This window comes from Pantoea sp. OVA07A (genome assembly GCF_019969975.1).
Taxonomy (GTDB): Bacteria; Pseudomonadota; Gammaproteobacteria; order Enterobacterales; family Enterobacteriaceae; genus Pantoea; species Pantoea agglomerans.
Genome location: NZ_JAHXYM010000001.1, coordinates 559,145 through 573,936, shown reverse-complemented (window position 1 = coordinate 573,936; position 14,792 = coordinate 559,145). Strand labels below are relative to the sequence as shown.

The following is a 14,792-nucleotide window of genomic DNA, read 5'->3' as shown; positions in this document are numbered from 1 at the left end:
AAATCAGTCTGGCAGCGGTTGCAGGTTTTGGGACAATGCCCGCTTTGCGATACACTCTGTTTAATGCCTCAAAATCGTTGAGTTCTATGTCAAAACTAATATGTTCGCTGTTGCTGAGTCTCAGCGTGTTGAGTGCCCCTGCGTGGTCAGCGCCTGCGGGTGATATCCGCCAGACCGGCTTCGTCTATTGCGTCAGCGGCACGCTGAACACCTTTAATCCGCAGATGGCCAGCAGCGGGCTGACTGTCGATACGCTGGCGGCACAACTCTATGACCGCCTGCTGGATGTCGATCCTTACACCTATCGTCTCAAGCCCGATCTGGCGTCCAGCTGGGAAGTGCGCGATAACGGCGCAACCTATCGCTTTCATCTGCGCAGCGGCGTGCAGTTTCAGCAGACGAATCAGTTCCGCCCCACCCGGGCGCTGAACGCCGACGATGTCGTGTTCAGCTTCGCCCGGATGTTTGACCGCAATCACCCCTGGCACAACGTCAATGGCGGCAACTATCCCTACTTTGACAGTCTGCAATTTTCAGACTCCGTGCAGAGCGTGAAGAAAATCGATAACAGAACGGTTGAGTTCAGGTTAAACAGCCCGGATGCGTCGTTCCTGTGGCACATGGCGACCCACTATGCGCCAGTGCTGTCGAAAGAGTATGCCGACCAGCTCACCGCGCAGGGCCGGCAGGAAGAGATGGACAGACAACCGGTTGGCACCGGTCCTTATCAGCTCAGTGAATACCGTACCGGTCAGTACATCCGCCTGGCGCGCAATCCTCACTACTGGAAAGGGGTGCCGCGTCTGCAACAGGCGGTGATCGATCTCGGCTCGGGCGGCACCGGGCGGCTTTCCAAGCTTCTGACCGGTGAATGTGACGTGCTTGCCTATCCCGCGGCCAGCCAGCTCACCATCCTGCGCGATGACCCGCGCCTGCGGATGACGCTGCGTCCCGGCATGAACATCGCCTATCTGGCCTTTAATACCCGTAAGCCGCCGCTCGACCGCCCTGAGGTGCGTCACGCGCTGGCGCTGGCGATCAACAATGAGCGGTTGATGGAGTCAATCTATTACGGCACCGCCGAAACCGCCGCCTCGATATTACCTCGCGCCTCATGGGCATATGATAATGATGCGCGCATCACCAGCTATGATCCGGAGAAGTCCCGTGCCGCACTGGCGGCTCTGGGCATCAGCGATCTGCATCTGCGGCTGGTGGTGCCTGCCGCGTCGCAGTCGTGGAATCCCAGCCCGCTGAAAACCGCCGAACTGTTGCAGGCGGATCTGGCGCAGGTCGGCGTCCGGCTGACCATTGTGCCGGTTGAGGGCCGTTTTCAGGAGGCGCAGCTGATGGCGATGAATCATGATCTGACACTGTCAGGCTGGGCCACCGACAGTAACGATCCAGACAGTTTCTTCCGGCCGCTGCTCAGTTGTGCGGCGATTCGCTCGCAGACCAATTACGCGCACTGGTGCTCGCCGGCCTTTGACGAAACGCTGCAGAATGCGCTGTTATCACAACAACTCTCTGGCCGCATCGACAGTTATGACAAAGCGCAGCAGATTCTGGCGCAGGAGTTGCCGGTGCTGCCGCTGGCATCCTCTCTGCGACTGCAGGCGTTTCGTCATGATATTAAAGGGCTGGTCCTGAGTCCGTTTGGCAACGCCTCGTTTGCCGGGGTTTATCGTGAAAGCGATAAGGAAAAGTAAGTGATTATCTATATTTTGCGGCGCCTGCTGCTACTGATCATTACCCTGTTTCTGCTGTCGCTGGTGAGCTTCAGTCTGAGCTACTTTACGCCTGACGCCCCGCTGGAAGGCGCGGCGCTCTCGGACGCCTGGTGGTTCTGGTTTAAAGGGATGCTGCAGTTTGATTTCGGCGTCTCCAGCACCAACGGTCAGGAGATTGGCCTGCAATTGCGTGAAGTTTTCCCGGCCACCATGGAGTTGTGCATCCTGGCGTTTCTGTTCGCGCTGCTGGTCGGGATCCCGCTGGGGATCTGTGCCGGCGTGATGCGCAATAAATGGCAGGACAAAACCATCAGTGCGCTGGCGCTGATTGGCTTCTCTGCGCCAATTTTCTGGCTGGCGCTACTGCTGACGCTGTTCTTCTCGCTGACGCTGGGCTGGCTGCCGGTGTCCGGTCGTCACGACCTGCTCTATCCGGTGCAGAGTGTCACTGGCTTTGCGCTGATTGATGCCTGGATGAGTCCTTCGCCCTGGCGACATGAGATGATAATCAGCGTCCTGAACCACCTGATTTTACCGGTGCTGGTGCTGGCGATGGCGCCGACGACGGAAGTGATCCGCCTGCTGCGCAACAGCACCAGCGACGTGATGGACAAAAATTATGTCAAAGCGGCGGCCACGCGGGGTCTTTCGCCGTTTACCGTGATCCGCCGCCACGTGCTGCATAATGCGCTGCCGCCGGTGATCCCGCGTCTGGGTCTGCAATTTTCCACCATGCTGACGCTGGCGATGATCACCGAGATGGTCTTTAACTGGCCGGGTCTGGGCCGCTGGTTGATAAACGCGATTCGACAGCAGGATTACGCGGCGATCTCCGCTGGCGTGATGGTGATTGGCGGGCTGGTGATTCTGGTCAATGTGATTTCTGACGTGATTGGTGCGGCCATGAATCCGCTGAAACATAAGGAATGGTATGCCCTCCGCTAACGCTCAGGGCGCTAAGGCAAAACATAGAATAAAAACATATGAATTTTGTCGTTCAGAAGTCGTGCTGCAAGCAGGCATTGATGTACACGAATATTGTTCCTGCAGAAACCGATTTAAGTTCGAAGCGTAATAATTAATGAGGAGATGAACATTTATGGATGAAGTTGATCTGGCACAGGAGCGTGAAGAAGCGCATCTCGCTGCCTCTCTGGCAGCTCGTAAGGCCAAACTTAAAAGCCCAAACGGCTTATGCATCTGGTGCAAAGATGAGCCCGTAGTGGCTGAAACTGCTTTCTGTTCAAGCGAGTGTGATGAGGATTATCACAAGCATCGCCGGGAGCAGAGCCAGCGGATTGTTTGAAAGAGAATGAAGTCACCCGGTCAGGCTATTACGCGGGTGACTCAGATAAACTTGATATAAATGTCAGGCAGCCCTCACAAATATAAAGCAATAAAACGACATCGCTTGATAGATTCTTGATATTTCCTTGCCTTTACGTTGATAAAAAAAATACATAATGCCCTGATTAAAATGTCACAGCAGAGACCATCTGTCCGGAATTAGTGACAGGAAAAGATAGCATAGGGTGGCTGACATTCAGGAGCCATCTTTTTAACTCGATTTATCAGAGCGACTATCAGGTTTAACATCCTATATGAGCCACTTCAAAAGAATGCTTTACGGCTGGGAAAAATCCGACGCTGGCATTTATGAGCACTGTTTTAACCGTTTTGGCGGGAGTGTTAATATGCATCCTGACGTGATCAGGTTTTTCTCATCTCGCACAGGTCATGAGGCAACGTATTTTCATAAAGTAAAGCAAGGTGGCTATATTGCCGCATATGCCCTGCTGGATCACTCACGGATAGGTGTCGATCAATGGAAAAAATTCCCGCTATCTTATGATGAGATCATGGTGCCAGCGGCTAAAAATGCTTCTATGTGTTTCCCTGAAAGAACAAATAAAATGTCACATTTCAACAAGCACAACTTCATAAATTTTAACTTTTCTTTTGCCCGAAAAAATAAAGTGTGCTTTGTAAAAGAGAGCTATTCAGTTAAAACAGAAAAGAATCGCCGCAACGAATACAACCGGTTCATACGTGCGGGTGGCCGCTGCTATGATATGAATCAATTCAGCCCTGAAGAGCTGGCAGACTATTACATCTTCCTTTTTAAATCCCGTTTTTCTGACAGCGTAACCTGTTATTCCAGGGAGAACCTGATCACGCTTATCGTTGCCATGAAAAGGATGCTCTTCGGCTATATTCTTTTTGTAGGAAACGAGCCGTGCGCGATGGATCTGCTCTTCATGGCTGAGAGTGAACACATTATCTATTTTGATGTGCCAAACGGCGGCGTTAACATGAAATATTCGGACCTTAGCCCGGGTAGTTTACTTATGTGGAAAAACATTGGTGCGGCAAGGGACTTCTGTAAACAGACGGGAAAAGAGATGAGGCTTTCAATCGGCTCACTTGATAAAGAATGGACGTATAAGCTTCGCTGGGCGGATGCGCACTCCACGAGGAAAATAATTTTTTAATCTTTCAGGAGAGGCTGGCTTATTTTCTGCATCGGAGCGGCTGGAAATAAGCACAAAACCGCCGAATCCTGAAATGCCAGGCATCAATGAAGGGTGTTAAAAAAAACGTTTAATCTCAGGGCCGGTTTTAATTTTTATGCATCGCGGTCCTTCCCCGCCGTCCTGTAGATAATAATTTGCTGCGGATGCAATCAGGTAAACCTACGGCATTATGTAAGCTCTCAACCGCTGCCTGAAAATGGCGTCATCCCTAGGGAAGCAGAGAGAGTTCTTATCTGATTTTTTTTGCAGCATCAGTGACTCGCCAGATGCCAGGAGGCATACCAAAATGTCGCGAGAAGGCGCGCGTGAACGTTTGCTGTGAGTCGTAGTTGAACTGATCAGCTACCTCTGCAATAGTGGCTTCAGTAAACCTTAAACTCAGCGAGGCCGCCTGCATTCTGGTGTTATTAATATATTTCCCGAGGCTGACTCCGCAATGCTTTGTGAACATTCTGTTAAGGTGCCATTTTGAATATCCACTTTTTTTAGCCACTTTATCCAGGCTTATTTTTTCATCCGCATGATCATCAATCCATTCTGTTAATGCATTAAAGAAGTTTTTATCTGTCATGCCATCCCCCTGTTGCGTTTTTTGCGGTCTCTTTTAATTCAAATCCATTGTCACACAAAATTTAATTCTATATTGATCGTTTGCAATTCCCTTGTCTAAGCTCCTTTCATTTTATTCTCGCCACCGATTTATCTCCTTTAGTAAAGAGTTCACTCTCAGGACGCGACTATCCCCTAAAGTCATCAATGAACAATCTGGAAATGATGAAGAATCTGTCAATGTTGCACAAAAAGTGATCTCTGTTGAGGCGAACGTCTTAGGTGTTGGATTATCCGTCTTCCGTGGAAGATTTACGGTGTATTACTCATGCAGCATCATGAACGATTTCCTGTGCGGGTTCCGGCAGGGTTTCAGTAGTGAGCCATTCGCGCATAGCATCTGCACCTGAAACCGCCAGGCGGGTATGCGTCCAGAGCGGTCTGAACACCGGGACACCTGAAGCCAGCCGGTAATCGCGCATAATATCGGCATGAAGTAATCCACTGAGATGCCTGATATTTTCAGGATAGGCTAAAATTCTTTATGTAAGCGTCAGCAACAAACCTCGCGGTAACGACGCGGTTTATCAGAAAGAGGACGAAAAATGAAATTCTCTGTAATTTTTGAAGATACCGGCGTTGAAGAGGAACATGAGTTTGACACCAAACCTGTGGCCGGAGATTTAGTAACGTTAACGCGCGATGGGATAGGTAAAGATTATATCGTGATCATTGAGCCGGATCCTGACCACACCCATGACGATGGGCCTGACGGACACCCGACAAAGGCCAGGGTCCGGCCAGCGTAGCCTCCGCTAAGATCTAATCCGCCGCCCAACAGGGCGGTTTTTATTGCCTGTTATCCGGAGGTGAATATAACTTTTTTCAGGCTGTTCAGGATGATATGCCGACGCGGATCATAACCCTTTGCAATCCAGAGCCGAAATTGCTGACGCCGTTTCCTTGCCTGTAACAGGGATATCGACGGATAATCCCCTGTAGACAGCTGACGGGTTAACCCTCCCAGCGATAACGGTAGAAAAATGTCACGCCGCCTCGAATGGAGAGCCTGACATTCAGTCCGGACGAGTTGAAGATAACCTCTGCTTTGTCGCGGCGCTTACCCAGCGCTTTCCTGAGCTTAGTGTCTGTCTGCAATGTGTACATCTTCTTTGCTTCTTTACGTCTACGCAGAGGCGTACACAAAACACATAAATTAACGCTACTCAGAGTCAGCCATGATAAAGAAACATAAAGCATGTCCTCAGGATAACCCTCTGATATGAATGATTTTTATAAAGAAACGTTGTCCGAACTCAAGCACAATAAAGTGAAAGCGTATGCCCTCCGATAATATCTACGCCGAAAAACGCCTGCCCAGCGCGTTTCGTCAGAGCTGGCACCATTTCTATGGCAACCCGATTTCGATGGTCGGGCTGTATGGCTTTGGCGCACTGCTGCTGCTCTGTCTGTTTGGCGGGCTGATAGCGCCATACGATATCGATCAGCAGTTCCTGGGTTATCAGTTGCTGCCGCCATCCTGGTCACACTACGGCGATGTCTCCTTCTTTCTCGGCACTGACGATCTGGGTCGGGATGTGCTGAGCCGCCTGCTGAGCGGTGCGGGCCCGACGGTGGGTTCGGCGATTCTGGTTACGCTGTTCGCCACGCTCGGCGCGCTGGTGCTGGGCGTACTGGCGGGCATGACGCATGGCATACGCTCGGCGGTGATGAACCACGTGCTGGACACCCTGCTCTCTATTCCGTCGCTGTTACTGGCGATTATCGTGGTGGCGTTTCTCGGACCGCGACTCGAGCATGCATTGCTGGCAGTCTGGCTGGCGCTGATTCCACGTCTGGTGCGCGAGATTTACAGTGCCGTGCATGATGAGCTGGAAAAAGAGTATGTGGTGGCGGCACGTCTGGATGGTGCCAGAGGCCGCAACATCCTGCGCTACGCCATTTTGCCTAACATTTTACCGTTGCTGATCACCGAAATTACCCGCGCGCTATCGATGGCGATTCTGGATATTGCCGCACTCGGATTTCTCGATCTGGGCGCGCAGCTGCCTTCGCCCGAATGGGGAGCGATGCTGGGTGATTCGCTGGAGCTGATCTACGTCGCCCCCTGGACCGTTATGCTGCCGGGTGTGGCACTGATGGTCAGCGTATTAATTGTTAACCTGCTCGGTGACGGCATCCGTCGCGCCGTCGAAGCGGGAGTGGAATAAATGCCGTTACTCGATATCCGTAATCTGACCATTGAATTTATGACCGCTGACGGGCCGGTCAAAGCGGTCGATCGCGTCAATCTGACGCTGGGCGAAGGTGAAATCCGTGGCCTGGTCGGTGAGTCCGGCTCCGGTAAGAGTCTGGTTGCCAAGGCGATCTGCGGCGTAACTAACGATAACTGGCGTGTCACCGCCGATCGCATGGTGTTTGATGATGTTGACCTGCTGCGCCTGTCGTCGCGCGAGCGCCGCCGCATTATCGGGCATAATGTCTCGATGATTTTTCAGGAGCCGCAATCCTGTCTGGATCCCTCTGAAAGCATCGGTCGTCAGCTGATGCAGGTGATCCCGCGCTGGACGTATAAAGGTCCGTGGCTGAAACGCTTCTGGTTCTGGCGCAAAACCCGCGCCATCGAACTGCTGCATCGCGTCGGCATTAAAGATCACAAAGATATAATGCGCAGCTTCCCCTATGAGCTGACCGAAGGCGAATGCCAGAAAGTGATGATCGCGATTGCGCTGGCTAATCAGCCGCGTCTGCTGATTGCCGATGAGCCGACGAATGCCATGGAACCCACTACGCAGGCGCAGATTTTCCGCCTGCTGAGCCGTCTGAACCAGAACAACAACACCACCATTCTGCTGATCAGTCATGACCTGCGCACCATGAGCCAGTGGGCGGACCGTATCAACGTGATGTACTGTGGTCAGACGGTAGAAACCGCCCAGAGCGAAGATTTAATGAGTACGCCGCACCATCCTTATACTCAGGCGCTGATTCGGGCGATGCCCGATTTTGGACGATCCCTGCCGCACAAAAGCCGTCTCAATACTTTGTCAGGAGCGATCCCGTCGCTGGAGAGCCTGCCGATTGGTTGTCGTCTGGGGCCACGTTGCCCTTATGCGCAGCGCAAATGTATTGAAACGCCACGGCTAACCGGCAGCAAAACGCATCTTTATGCCTGTCATTTCCCGCTGAATATGGAGGGCCAGTAGCATGGAGACCCTGCTGGAAGTGCGCAACCTGAGTAAAACCTTTCGCTATCGCACGGGCCTGTTCCGCCGTCAGCACGTTGAGGCGGTGAAGTCGGTCAGTTTTACCCTACGCGAGAGGCAGACGCTGGCGATAATCGGCGAAAACGGCTCCGGCAAGTCCACGCTGGCGAAGATGCTCAGCGGCATGGTCGCCCCTACTGAAGGTGAGATTCTGATAGACGATCATCCGCTGACATTCGGCGATTATGGCTATCGCAGTCAGCGCATCCGCATGATTTTCCAGGATCCCTCAACCTCCCTGAATCCGCGTCAGCGTATCAGCCAGATTCTGGAGTTCCCGCTGCGGCTTAATACCGATCTCAGCGCGGAGGATCGAGAGAAACGCATTATCGCTACCCTGCGTCAGGTGGGATTACTGCGCGATCACGCCGGCTATTATCCGCACATGCTGGCACCCGGTCAGAAGCAGCGTCTGGGGCTGGCCCGCGCGTTGATTTTGCAACCCAAAGTGATTGTGGCCGATGAAGCGCTGGCCTCGCTGGATATGACGATGCGTTCCCAACTGGTGAATCTGATGCTGGAACTGCAGGAGAAGCATGGGATCGCTTACATTTATGTTACCCAGCATCTGGGGATGATGAAGCACATCAGCGATAAGGTGCTGGTGATGCATCAGGGCGAAGTGGTCGAGCGCGGCGGCACCGCTGATGTACTGGCCTCCCCGCTGCACGATCTGACCCGACGACTGATCAGCAGCCACTTTGGCGAAGCATTGAGTGCCGAAGCCTGGCGGCGAGAGCGTTGATTTTTGCTGCATAGCGCGGAAATTGCGGGCCGATTTACCTGATTTATGAGAGACGTGCTAGAATCCGCACGTCGATTAACGTCGGTCGCTTACTTTTTAACCATGCGGCCGCCAACTACAATGACCATAAGGATTACAGCTATGGGTTTTCTTTCCGGTAAGCGCATTCTGATTACTGGCGTTGCCAGTAAACTTTCCATCGCCTACGGTATTGCACAGGCGATGCACAAACAGGGCGCAGAACTGGCTTTCACCTACCAGAACGACAAATTAAAAGGTCGTGTGGAAGAGTTTGCCAAAGATTTGGGTTCAGACATCGTGCTGCCATGTGACGTAGCCGAAGATGAGAGCATCAAATCTCTGTTCACTGAACTGGCAAAAACCTGGCCGAAATTTGACGGTTTCGTTCACTCTATCGGTTTCGCCCCTGGCGAGCAGCTGGTTGGCGACTACGTGAACGCCGTTACCCGCGAAGGCTTTAAAATCGCGCATGACATCAGTGCTTACAGCTTCGTCGCGATGGCCAAAGAGTGCCGCGAGATGCTGAATCCACACTCTGCGCTGCTGACCCTCTCTTACCTGGGTGCAGAGCGCGCGATCCCGAACTACAACGTGATGGGTCTGGCGAAAGCGTCGCTGGAAGCCAACGTGCGCTACATGGCAAACGCCATGGGCCCGGAAGGCGTGCGTGTTAACGCCGTTTCTGCCGGTCCAATCCGCACCCTGGCAGCATCAGGCATCAAAGATTTCCGTAAGATGCTGGCACACTGCGAAGCGGTCACCCCGATTCGCCGTACCGTTACAATCGAAGATGTCGGCAACTCAGCAGCATTCCTCTGCTCTGACCTGGCTGGCGGCATCACCGGTGAAGTGGTACACGTTGATGGCGGCTTCAGCATCGCCGCAATGAACGAACTGGAACTGAAATAAGTTCTGCAAGGGCGAGCCTGGCTCGCCCTTCTCTTTGCTCCCGCCTCGCCCTTCCTGCCTGATTTCGCTGCCGTTATACCGTAACGCTATTAATTATCACCGATCAATCTTTTGCCCCGGACTGGCCATCAGCGACGATAAGCCTGCCCTTCGGTTTATGCACATTTTCAGATTCTGCCGCCTGCATACCGAACCCGAATTTGCAAAAGGATTGATCATGGAACAACGCCGCTATCCGGGCCATAACCACTGGTTTTACGAGAGCCAGACCAGTCCACGTACCTCACAGGCCGCACCGCTGGTGCCCGAGGCCGCCCATATTGATGACCGTTTTTTGCTGGGATGTTACGCCGATGACAACGTGGTGCAGTCACTGCTGCGCACCAATCAGCCCGCCCTGCTGGCGGCGCGCGATCTGGCACAGCTGCTGTTCCCCGACCGTGTCGTCACCACGCTTACGCACACCTTAACGCTTTACGATCGCCTCAGCACGGCGCTGACGGTGGCGCAGGTGGCGGGTGTACAGCGGCTGTGTAATCACTACTCTGCCCGCCTCAATCCGTTGCCCGGGCCCGACTCCTCACGTGAAAGTAATAATCGCCTCACCCAGATTACGCAGTATGCACGCCAGCTGGCGATGCAGCCTGAGCTGATCAGCGCCAGCGCAATCACTGCCCTGGATGCAGTCGGCCTGACAGAGCCCGATATTGTGACGCTGAATCAGGTGATCGGCTTTGTCAGTTATCAGGCGCGGGTGGTCGCCGGTTTACAGGCGCTGCAGGCCCAGCCGGTACGCTGGCTGCCCGGCAGCACTGCACCACCGGATGCTGAGGCCGCAGGTTTTGATCAGCCTGCCCGCTGGCAGCCCGTGCTGAAACCGCTGGAGTTGCGGTATGCCAGTGCTGAGCAGCTCGCTGCCATTACCCGCTGTCAATCGCTGCCGGGAATGCAGGACGCGGTATGGCTGCTGGCACACGATCCCTCAGTGCTCTATGGCTGGGCGCAACTGCGTCAGCATCTCACTCAGGACAATACTCTGGCAGAAGCGACGGCCGCCCGTATTCTGGGCAGTCGCTGGGCGTTCCGGCTGCTGGCCGGAAATGAGATCTTAATTGAGGGCGTGGATGACGCGGCGGCAAAAGAGGAAGAGCAGCAGATTATTGCGCTGGCGGCGCAGCTGACCCGTTCGCCAGAGCGTTTCAGCGCGGCCCATCTGCAGCCGCTAATGGAGGCGGGCTGGGAAGCTGATGCGCTGTTCGCGCTGATACAGAGCGTGGCGATAGGCAACTGGAACAGCCGCCTGTTTTATGCGCTGGGCGAGGCGCAGTAACTGGAATTACACCGGCAGCAGGCCCCGTGCTTCATCGAAAAAGTGCTGCGCCAGCGGTGTGGCTCGGCCCGGTTCGGCAATTACCAGCGCCGCCTGGCGCGCCATCGGCGGCAGCGTAATAGCGCGCTGCTGCAGCCCCTGTAATGAAGCGGATAGGAGATGACCGACCGGCGACACCAGCAGCCCGAGACCGACCTGCGCGCATTGCATCAGTTGCATGACAGAGGCGCTCTCGACGATCACCCGGGGTACCAGCGCCGCCTCGCGAAAAGCCATATCAAGATAACGCCGGAAATAACGCGTCGGCTCCGCCAGGCAGAGCGGCTGTTGTGCCACTTCATCAAGCGTCAGCGCGGTTTCCCCCACCAGCTCAGGGAAATGGTCGGGATGGAATATGGCTTCAACGCCCCGATCTGCCAGCATCTCGGTCTGAAAATGGAGTTCACGCAGGGTTGCCATCTCGAAAAAACCGATCCCGACATCCACGGTGTGGCTGTTGAGCGCTTCCAGCAACTGGTCAGCACTGAGTACCGCAATGCGATAGTCGAGCTGAGGATAACGCGCCTGCACCGCTTTCAGCAGCAGCGGCAGTGCCATGCTGCACTGCGGCACCACGCCAACCCGCAGCGTACCGTTTACCCCATGCTTCAGCGATTCCACTTCCAGCTTCAGCCCCTGATAGACCGAAACAATTTCCCGCGCCCACGCCAGCACACGGTCGCCCTCTGGCGTAAATCCGGCAAAGTTATTGCTGCGGTTAATCAGCGGCAGGCCCAGCTCGCGCTCAAGGTTTTTCAGGCGCATAGAGAGGGTCGGCTGCGTAACAAAACTGGCTTCCGCGGCCCGCCCGAAATGGCGTTCACGTTCCAGGTTACACAAGTAAATGAGTTGTTTAATGTCGATGTTAATTATCCATCAGCAGGTTGAAAGCTGTTCGCATTACTGTCTCGTTCGCAGGATCAACCAGAGTATAAGGCTGAATGTTACCCCGCGCAGGCTCGGATGTTTTAACCGCACGGTTCATTTGCGCAGGCGGAGCGATGAAATCAGGACTCCGCGCCGCCCTGGTTTAAGCATCAGTGAGGGTAGCGCACTTAAATCATCGCGCCCTGTTGTTTTGCTGGCTTAGTAAAGATGGCATTCAGCGCCAGACAGATTAACCCGAACCCTACTGGCAGCAGGAAATCGTAGCTAAGCAGCCGGTAAAGCCCGATTCCGGCTATCCCTCCTGCAAGGAAAGAAAGCAGGGTCAGACAGTGCAGTCGCAGCCGGCTCAGATAGAGCGGTGCCTCTTTCGGTGACGCTTTACGCCGCAGCACCTCAAACAGCATTGCCAGCTCAATCCCGATATCGGTCGCCGTGCCGGAGATATGGGTAGTGCGAACGCGGGCATTGGAGATACGCGTCACCACCGCATTCTGCAACCCCATTAAAAAGCTCAGGCTCATAATTAACACCACACCGGGCGACTGCGGCGGAAAGTGATTTTCAATCACCCCCAGTGCAATCAGCGCGCTGCCCTCAATCAGGATGACAAAGGCATAGATAGTGCGGATATTTCTGCGGTGCCCGGCATTAATGATCAGCGTTGAAAACATGGAACCCGCAATAAACAGAAGCACGATCGACAGAAAAAACAGGCCAGGCCCCAGATTCGCTTTTGCCAGGTGATCGGACAGCAGCGAGACATTCCCGGTCATGTTGGCTGAAAAAAAACCGACGATCTCAAAGGCTGCGGTATTCAGTGCGCCTGCGGCAGCGGCAAGCGTGCAGGCCAGTCGGGTATCCGCGCTGTTGCTGCGGGCACTTTCCGTGCTGATTAGCATGACCACCCCATATTTACTGGAAAGCCTTATAATCCGCCGATTAGCCCTGCGCCACAAGGCACTGAATCAAACTCTCCCTTTTCTGTCGGGCATTACTCAGCATCGGGGCTCCGGACTCCGCGCTGCATAAACTCAGCGCGGAGCCCCCTGATTAACGGTTTGCCAGACGGAAGGTGGAGACCGACTGCGTCAGATACTGCACCTGCTCTTCCAGCGAGGCAGATGCCGCGGCAGACTCCTGCACCAGCGCCGAGTTCTGCTGTGTGACGCTGTCCATCTCGGTAACCGCCTGCTCAATCTGACCGATACCGCGACTCTGTTCATCAGAAGCGGTTGAGATGTGCTCCATCAGCAGATTCACGCGGCTGACAGAGGAGATAATGGCGCTCATCGCCTCACCGGTCCGGCTGACCTGATCGGAACCGGCGTGGATGATCGAAACAGATTCCGCAATCAGCCCCTCAATCTCTTTGGCTGCGGTAGCGCTGCGCTGGGCCAGATTACGGACTTCCCCTGCCACCACCGCAAAACCGCGACCCTGTTCACCCGCCCTGGCGGCTTCGACTGCCGCGTTCAGCGCCAGAATATTGGTCTGGAAGGCGATGCTGTCGATCACGGTGGTGATCTCCTCGATCTTCTTCGAGCTGGCATTAATCAGCGCCATCGATGTCACCACTTCCTGCGAGACCTTTTCGCCGCTTTCCGCGTTTTTCACCGCTTCACTGGTCAGGCGGCAGGCTTCAAAGACGTTTTCAGTGTTCTGTTTCACCGTTGCGCCCAGCTGCTCCATGCTGGCAGCGGTTTCCGTCAGCGCGGCGGCCTGCTGTTCGGTTCGCGAGGCGAGATCGATGTTGCCCGCCGCAATCTCCTGAGAGGCGGTGGAGACTGAGCGGGTTGAATCGCGCACCTGGAGAATAATGGCGGTCAGCGCGCTGCGCATCTGCTCCAGCGAGCCCATCAGCAACTGAATCTCACTGCGCGAACCGGCTTTGACCGGCACCGTGGTATCCAGGACGCCCGCCGCAATCAGCTTGCAGTGTTCCTGCGCATCATTGATCGGCGAAAGCACATAGCGCTTCATGAAGATGTAAATGGCGACGATGATGGCGAAAAACAGCACCCCAAACAGCCCCAGCAGGGTAATGCCGGAGGTAAAGTGACTCTGTGCATCGCTGTTAAGCTTTTTGGCATAGGTTTCATGCTGAGCCAGCACCCGGTCCAGAATGATTTCATACTGACGATCAAGGCGAACCACGGTGGCGATCTGATTTTTAAAGCGCACCTGATCGTGCGCCTCTGCCGCCTCAATCAACGGCTGTAAACCCTGCTGACGATAGGCCTGATAAGCCTGGCTATAGGCGTCGGCTTCCGCCTCTTCGCCCGGCAGACGCGGCGCGTTCATATAGGCCTGAAATGCAGCATCCGCTTTGCTGGCCACGGTCCGAACGCTGTCCAGCGTGGCGGGATTGTTTGCGTCACTGCCCTCAATCTCCTTCATGTACTCCATCAGACGCACACGCAGCGTGCGGCTGTGGTTGATGGGGTCAATCACCGAGAGCACCACGCGGATCTCTTTGTTAACCGCATTCAGCGAGTGATTGCTCTGAATCAGCAGCCAGGTACTGATTGCCACGCTGGTAAGAAACAGCGCCAGCAGGAAGGAGAAGATAATCAGGGAGGATTTTTTTAACGACATCGCGGTGTTCCGAAAAGTAAGAGGATTAGTCGCTATATCGGCAGAAAGGTACGGCCCATTAGGGCTGGGCTTTTTTTAGTTACAATAAGCGGGACGGCAGCGGGCGGAGCGCCCCCGGGAACAGGGGCTAACCGCCCACGGGCGTCGGGCGGTTAGCATTGTGAC

At 54.5% G+C, this 14,792-nt stretch carries 15 protein-coding genes and 1 pseudogene; 10 read left to right on the top strand and 6 right to left on the bottom strand.

Translation table 11 applies throughout. The features are described 5' to 3' along the window. Positions 1 to 86 precede the first annotated feature (86 nt). The 4 genes from sapA (at position 87) to LC417_RS02625 (ending at position 4,222) form a co-directional block, all read left to right on the top strand. Complete coding sequence (gene sapA, locus LC417_RS02640) at positions 87 to 1,709, top strand: ABC transporter substrate-binding protein SapA (RefSeq protein WP_031292936.1); 1,623 nt, start codon at positions 87 to 89, stop codon at positions 1,707 to 1,709. Beyond that, on the top strand, positions 1,710 to 2,675 hold the full coding sequence (gene sapB / locus LC417_RS02635) for a putrescine export ABC transporter permease SapB (RefSeq protein WP_010244573.1): 966 nt from the start codon (positions 1,710 to 1,712) through the stop codon (positions 2,673 to 2,675). 154 nt (positions 2,676 to 2,829) lie between these two features. Continuing rightward, the gene (locus LC417_RS02630; RefSeq protein WP_010244571.1) at positions 2,830 to 3,036 is read left to right on the top strand and encodes a hypothetical protein; all 207 of its coding nucleotides are present in this window, start codon (positions 2,830 to 2,832) and stop codon (positions 3,034 to 3,036) included. Between the two features lie 295 nt (positions 3,037 to 3,331). After that, entirely contained in the window at positions 3,332 to 4,222 is an 891-nt protein-coding gene (locus LC417_RS02625) for a GNAT family N-acetyltransferase (protein WP_223565414.1), read from the top strand. A 271-nt stretch (positions 4,223 to 4,493) separates the two neighbouring features. On the opposite strand, the gene LC417_RS02620 is transcribed toward LC417_RS02625, so the two are convergent. Further along, the gene (locus tag LC417_RS02620; RefSeq protein WP_022625589.1) at positions 4,494 to 4,835 is read right to left on the bottom strand and encodes a helix-turn-helix domain-containing protein; all 342 of its coding nucleotides are present in this window, start codon (positions 4,833 to 4,835) and stop codon (positions 4,494 to 4,496) included. Between the two features lie 304 nt (positions 4,836 to 5,139). Continuing rightward, positions 5,140 to 5,262, bottom strand: a complete 123-nt coding sequence (locus LC417_RS22395; protein ID WP_255601824.1) for a hypothetical protein — start codon at positions 5,260 to 5,262, stop codon at positions 5,140 to 5,142. 156 nt (positions 5,263 to 5,418) lie between these two features. Here LC417_RS22395 and LC417_RS02615 point away from each other — a divergent pair, with 156 nt between their 5' ends. Then, a complete protein-coding gene (locus tag LC417_RS02615) occupies positions 5,419 to 5,622 on the top strand; it encodes a hypothetical protein (protein ID WP_182504698.1) in 204 nt (67 codons plus the stop codon). A gap of 68 nt (positions 5,623 to 5,690) precedes the next feature. Here the strand turns inward: LC417_RS02615 and LC417_RS02610 are convergent. Next, positions 5,691 to 5,980: pseudogene (locus LC417_RS02610) on the bottom strand (Arm DNA-binding domain-containing protein); the annotation flags it as partial. Between the two features lie 173 nt (positions 5,981 to 6,153). Between LC417_RS02610 and sapC the strand changes: the two are divergent. The 5 genes from sapC to LC417_RS02585 all read left to right on the top strand — a co-directional run bounded on the left by sapC (position 6,154) and on the right by LC417_RS02585 (position 11,105). Further along, positions 6,154 to 7,044 (top strand): putrescine export ABC transporter permease SapC, encoded by an 891-nt coding sequence (sapC, locus tag LC417_RS02605; RefSeq protein ID WP_010670235.1) that lies wholly within the window; start codon positions 6,154 to 6,156, stop codon positions 7,042 to 7,044. After that, on the top strand, positions 7,045 to 8,040 hold the full coding sequence (sapD, locus tag LC417_RS02600) for a putrescine export ABC transporter ATP-binding protein SapD (RefSeq protein ID WP_010244553.1): 996 nt from the start codon (positions 7,045 to 7,047) through the stop codon (positions 8,038 to 8,040). It begins immediately after the preceding gene. A gap of 1 nt (position 8,041) precedes the next feature. Then, complete coding sequence (gene sapF / locus LC417_RS02595; protein ID WP_010244550.1) at positions 8,042 to 8,845, top strand: putrescine export ABC transporter ATP-binding protein SapF; 804 nt, start codon at positions 8,042 to 8,044, stop codon at positions 8,843 to 8,845. A 141-nt stretch (positions 8,846 to 8,986) separates the two neighbouring features. Next, positions 8,987 to 9,775 (top strand): enoyl-ACP reductase FabI, encoded by a 789-nt coding sequence (gene fabI / locus LC417_RS02590; protein ID WP_010244547.1) that lies wholly within the window; start codon positions 8,987 to 8,989, stop codon positions 9,773 to 9,775. A gap of 217 nt (positions 9,776 to 9,992) precedes the next feature. Further along, positions 9,993 to 11,105, top strand: coding sequence for an oxidoreductase (locus LC417_RS02585; RefSeq protein WP_223565413.1), 1,113 nt, complete (start codon positions 9,993 to 9,995; stop codon positions 11,103 to 11,105). A 6-nt stretch (positions 11,106 to 11,111) separates the two neighbouring features. Here LC417_RS02585 and LC417_RS02580 read toward each other — a convergent pair whose 3' ends face one another. The 3 genes from LC417_RS02580 to LC417_RS02570 all read right to left on the bottom strand — a co-directional run bounded on the left by LC417_RS02580 (position 11,112) and on the right by LC417_RS02570 (position 14,627). Beyond that, positions 11,112 to 12,008, bottom strand: coding sequence for a LysR family transcriptional regulator (locus LC417_RS02580; protein WP_029519092.1), 897 nt, complete (start codon positions 12,006 to 12,008; stop codon positions 11,112 to 11,114). Between the two features lie 191 nt (positions 12,009 to 12,199). After that, positions 12,200 to 12,931: a YoaK family protein gene (locus tag LC417_RS02575; protein ID WP_050679877.1), complete on the bottom strand. Its 732-nt coding sequence runs from the start codon at positions 12,929 to 12,931 to the stop codon at positions 12,200 to 12,202. A 151-nt stretch (positions 12,932 to 13,082) separates the two neighbouring features. Further along, the gene (locus LC417_RS02570) at positions 13,083 to 14,627 is read right to left on the bottom strand and encodes a methyl-accepting chemotaxis protein (protein WP_010670240.1); all 1,545 of its coding nucleotides are present in this window, start codon (positions 14,625 to 14,627) and stop codon (positions 13,083 to 13,085) included. Between the last annotated feature and the right edge of the window lie 165 nt (positions 14,628 to 14,792).